The 4,706-nt window shown below is 33.2% G+C and carries 5 protein-coding genes; 1 reads left to right on the top strand and 4 read right to left on the bottom strand.

The window, feature by feature from the left end; all coding sequences use genetic code 11:
- Positions 1-244 precede the first annotated feature (244 nt).
- A complete protein-coding gene (locus HMPREF0645_RS10360) occupies positions 245-562 on the top strand; it encodes a hypothetical protein (RefSeq protein WP_007174952.1) in 318 nt (105 codons plus the stop codon).
- 217 nt (positions 563-779) lie between these two features.
- Here the strand turns inward: HMPREF0645_RS10360 and HMPREF0645_RS10365 are convergent, their stop codons facing one another.
- The 4 genes from HMPREF0645_RS10365 to HMPREF0645_RS10380 form a co-directional block, all read right to left on the bottom strand.
- On the bottom strand, positions 780-1,280 hold the full coding sequence (locus tag HMPREF0645_RS10365) for a hypothetical protein (protein ID WP_169305462.1): 501 nt from the start codon (positions 1,278-1,280) through the stop codon (positions 780-782).
- Positions 1,268-1,867, bottom strand: coding sequence for a hypothetical protein (locus tag HMPREF0645_RS10370; RefSeq protein WP_007174954.1), 600 nt, complete (start codon positions 1,865-1,867; stop codon positions 1,268-1,270). Before HMPREF0645_RS10370 ends, HMPREF0645_RS10365 begins: the two co-directional genes overlap by 13 nt.
- A gap of 3 nt (positions 1,868-1,870) precedes the next feature.
- On the bottom strand, positions 1,871-2,692 hold the full coding sequence (locus HMPREF0645_RS10375) for a TIGR04255 family protein (RefSeq protein ID WP_007174955.1): 822 nt from the start codon (positions 2,690-2,692) through the stop codon (positions 1,871-1,873).
- A gap of 310 nt (positions 2,693-3,002) precedes the next feature.
- A complete protein-coding gene (locus HMPREF0645_RS10380; RefSeq protein WP_007174956.1) occupies positions 3,003-4,226 on the bottom strand; it encodes a site-specific integrase in 1,224 nt (407 codons plus the stop codon).
- Positions 4,227-4,706: the final 480 nt, after the last annotated feature.

Consider the following 4,706-nt stretch of genomic DNA (forward strand, 5'->3'; position numbering starts at 1 on the left):
GGAACTTATAATATTACCTCTGTCCGCATAAATGATACGATACATATTGAAATAGTCGACAATAAAAAAGTACGCTAAAAAGTGTTTTAGTAAAAATTTGCTATCTTTGCATTATTAAAAATCTTACACAACACTCAGTTTAGTAAAATTTTCAAATAATAAAATCTAAGGAGGCTTAATGTTAGTTCGTTCATTTACTTAGAAAATATAATTTATCCGCTTGCGGACACTAGGATATAATAGTATGGAATTTAAAATGAAATTGAAAGAAAATCTTTTAATCCTTTTATCTAAATTGCAGAAAAAGGATAGTCTTAGTCTATTGATTGTTATTGGGGTTTGGATTCTTGTACTTCAGAATATGGGGATACTACCTAATCATACAAAAGTTGACAATCAGGAAGATATTGAGTTTCCAAACAGAATGGAGGTAACTGGTGCTGTTGATGTTAATAACACTGTTGATGTTAACATAGATAGAGTATTGGACTATCCAATAGGATGCCATGCTTCATATATAGATGCTAATGGAATTCAACGTTGGTCCATTGATGCTCGATGAGCTTAATATTGCTTTTATTTTTATAGGGTGTCATTTACACAATAAAACAGTTTAAATGGCACTCTATGAAACGAATAATAAGATTTTTTCCAAAATATCCATTATTAAGCCAACAACTTTACGACTAAATCATTTAGCTATAAGTTTTTACAATGAGTTATATATCATCTATAAGAGTTGCTGTTTAAACCTCTGTAAATATAAATGAGCTTCATCTTTATATATTATCACCTGTCCAATTTGCATCATCAGGTGAAGGATCCCGCATAATTTGCGCTTTACCAACTAATGCCTTTATGGCTAGTTCATACTCAGCACCAATAGTCGCTCCTGGAGAAATTGGGATTCTAAAATCATACGTAATATTAGCATGAGCTGGGTTATCCTCTACTGGTTTAGAGGATATATCAACGTTAGGAGTATTTCTTATATCAGAAGCTATAAACCTAGCAAATCCCCAATAAAAGCGATTAGGTTTGCTGCTATGAGATTTAGCATGGTTTTTACAAAAATCAAGATTAACAAAATCAACTCTTGTTACTGAAATCTTATTACTTGCTATAGTGGGGTCATCTTCATCAGCCTTTGAAAATTGAGGCCGCATAAAATTTCCACGCAATTTACCCTTAGGATTGAAATTAGCAGGAGAATATATAGTTCTTAATATGTTCTCTTGATTATCTATGTCTAAAGTAATACTGCACATCAAAGTTGGCAAAGTAGTTTTGAAAGTTGCGTATAAGACTCTTCGTTAAAAGGAACATGGTTTACAATTTCTTGTTTATTACCATTAAGATAATAAAAAGACATTTCTGTTTCACCAACCTCCAAACCAACAGTACTTTTTGCAACTTGATTATCCCATATTATGGAAACTGTACCATTAGGATTTGCATAGATATCATCAACATAATCGCAAGATATAATTTTAGAGTTGATTATATTAATAGAATTATTTATACATATAGGTAAAACCTTTATGGCACCATATCCATCCCAATCATTCTCTAATAAACTCAAATCACGTATATCAGAAATGATATTCATTTTCTTAAGTTCTATAATATCCTTTTCATCACGTTTAGCATACTTTTCGTACCTTTTGTCATTCCTCGGTACAGAATATGAGAAACGAGAATTCCTAGGCACATTAGTTACCGAAGCTGGTAAAGATACAGAGAAAAGACCACTACAAAGAAAAACAGCGGTAACTGTATTACTGATATAATTAGCACGTTTACTAGTATGATCCGACAAAAATTCCATATCATTGGATGCTATACTATATTCTTGCACTGTTTCCATAGCCTACTTCTTCTCTAAAATCTCCAACATCTTTTCTGTGGTTGCCCATCTAAACACATCATAAAGGATATTATGAAAATTCGTCAATTCCTTATCAATATTTTGAATTGATATATTGCCTATTCTTTCAAGTAATAAATCCAAAACGACTTGCCCCTTAACATAATCCAAATTCTCTGACTTTTCACCTACAAGGTAGCCATATTTTATTTCAAGATTATAGTCAGTATCCCTTAAACGTAAACTTTGTAAATTTTGAACAACATACTTATTACATTCATTATAACTTTCATATGTAGGTAACAATTTATTGGACAATAATTCGTGAGCAGGGCCATAAGTGGGTATGTCTTGCTGTGAGTTATCACTATTAGAATTAGACTTAAAATCTATTATATTAACTTTTCGAAGAGAAAGGGCCTTACATTCTTCTGTCCCATTAAACTTTAAAAATTGCAAAGCTTTTTCAAGCTGCGTATTAAAAGATTGAGATCCTTTATAAGTATGTCCTGACTCTTTATATTGTAAAGAATTATTCCTTAAGACAAACTCTTTCATCATATCCTCTGTTCGTAAGATTGTTTGGTGGGAATCATTATTGTTATTGATGATGACAGAATTTCCCTGTTTACCGTTACCAAGAGTGACCGAGATATCTTGTGCAATACCATCATGGCAGGTTGGATAATTATCCTTTAACGAAGATATAAATTTATCACGATTCGTTGTACAAGCGACATTATCTTTAAAATGCACTGTAAAAACAACGTCTCTTAAAAAGTGACGATTGTATTGTTCCTTGTCACAAGTCTTAATTCCAAACATATCTTGCAAGAGTATATTTATGTAGGTACAAAAGTAATAATAATAATTCGAACCACAAAGGTCTCCACCTAAAATTAATCTAAAAAAACAGCTACATACAATATACCACAAGGATATTCCTTAAGTAAATTGTATCTTATTTCTTTAAGACCAAGACAATGAAATTACATTTATATAACTTATAATTCAAGCAGTTTTAGTCTTTCCAGTTATAAGTTTTATATTAAGCCATGTCTTTCCTCTGATTCGATTTCTATAAGTATTTTATGGATTAAGAGAGATAATACCAATAACTGTTTTGCAATTCTTTTTATATCTTTAATTCTGGCAAACTATTTATCGCTTCAGACTTCAATTTATCCACAGCACGAGTATATTTCTCCGTGTGCTTTAATCCACTATGCCCTAAAAGACTTGAAACGGTCTTGATGTTGGCACCATTATTCAGAATATTCACAGCAAAGCTGTGGCGAGCACAATGCCAACTAATGTGTTTGTTGATTCCTGCACGTTTTACCCACCGTTTCACAGATTTACAGCAACTCTCATACGAGGGAAGATTAAATATGGAAGAATCCAAATCGTCTGGTGCTTCGCCTATCAATGATAGCAATCCGTCGTTCAGAGGAATAACTACACCACTATTTGCAGAATGTCCTTTGGTCTTATTCTGCTCAAATTTCAGGAGGCGATTGGTATAGTCGATGTTTTTATAAGTTAGATCTTTCACATCGCAGAAGCGCAGTCCACAATAAAGACATAGGATAAATGCTCGCCTGACATTGGGATTTTCATTATCATAATGGCATTGAATCAGTGATTGAATCTCATCCATTGACAACACATCTTTGCGTAAAATCTGCTCATCCACCTTGCACACAACTCCCTTACAAGGGTCTTTCAACATCACTTCGTGATCAATAGCATAACGCACCACTTTCTTGAAACGCTGATAGATACTCTTTGCTCCTTCACCAACACTTCTTGATTGCAAATATTCAACAAAGTGTTCCATCATATCCTTGGTTATTAGTTCGGGCTTAATACTGAACTCATAAACTGGATATTGCTCTTTCAGAAAATCCTTAAAACGATTCAAGGCTATCTTTATCATCCGCAGGTCTTTCTTTGTATAGCAATCAATGTACGCCTGATAATAGTCTAAGAAGTTGACATTTCTGTCTTTCTTCAGGCGATAACCAAGCATACTCTCCTTAAACTGTTGTTCACGCTCCGCACGAATTTTGGTGGCCAGTTCAAACGTTTCTTTGTTCTGTTGCCGTTCTATTGGAGTGCGAGGCTTAGCTATCAAGTACAATTGCAAATTCTCTTTTCGCCTGTTGTGTTTGATGTGAACTTTGGGTTTACCCACCATTTTACCTGTTTCATACAAAACAGGATTACCATTATCATCCAAAACAGGCGTTTCTTCTCTACCAAGATAATACTCAAGATAAAGACTTATCCGACCATCAGAAAGCACATTTTGCTCCAATTTCGGGTTTTCTTTTGCTTTATTTTCTAATTTTGCCATAGTTGATAGTTATGTACCTAAATGTGTATCAAACCGAGTAAAATCATTAACTCGTTTATTTTCAGATGTTTTCTTATTTTGCAAAGATACTAAAAAGTTCCGAATATCAAAGTGTACTAAAAGTGTACTATCTAACAAAAAACAGGCAAAAATGAGCAAAATGGCCAAATATAAGAAAATCACAAAGTATTGATTATCAATTAAATATATTCTTTTAATTTCTCTTGTTTTCACGGCATTGTACCGGGTCTGGGTACATTGAAAAGAGCTAGGTTGTTGATAACAAAACGCTTAGCTCTTTTTGTTTTATAATTTGCCTACGTTTTCCTCACAAATGATAAGAATCATGGCTCAGTTGATATTTAATGGGAAGATAATGGCTCAGTAGGTGTTTACTTTGAATGACACCGTACGTCACTACGATTGTGGCAACCGTGTAACCACAAAACAGGAATTAAAATAAGAGATATGATATAGGAA

The sequence above is a fragment of the Hallella bergensis DSM 17361 genome (genome assembly GCF_000160535.1).
GTDB lineage: Bacteria > Bacteroidota > Bacteroidia > Bacteroidales > Bacteroidaceae > Prevotella > Prevotella bergensis.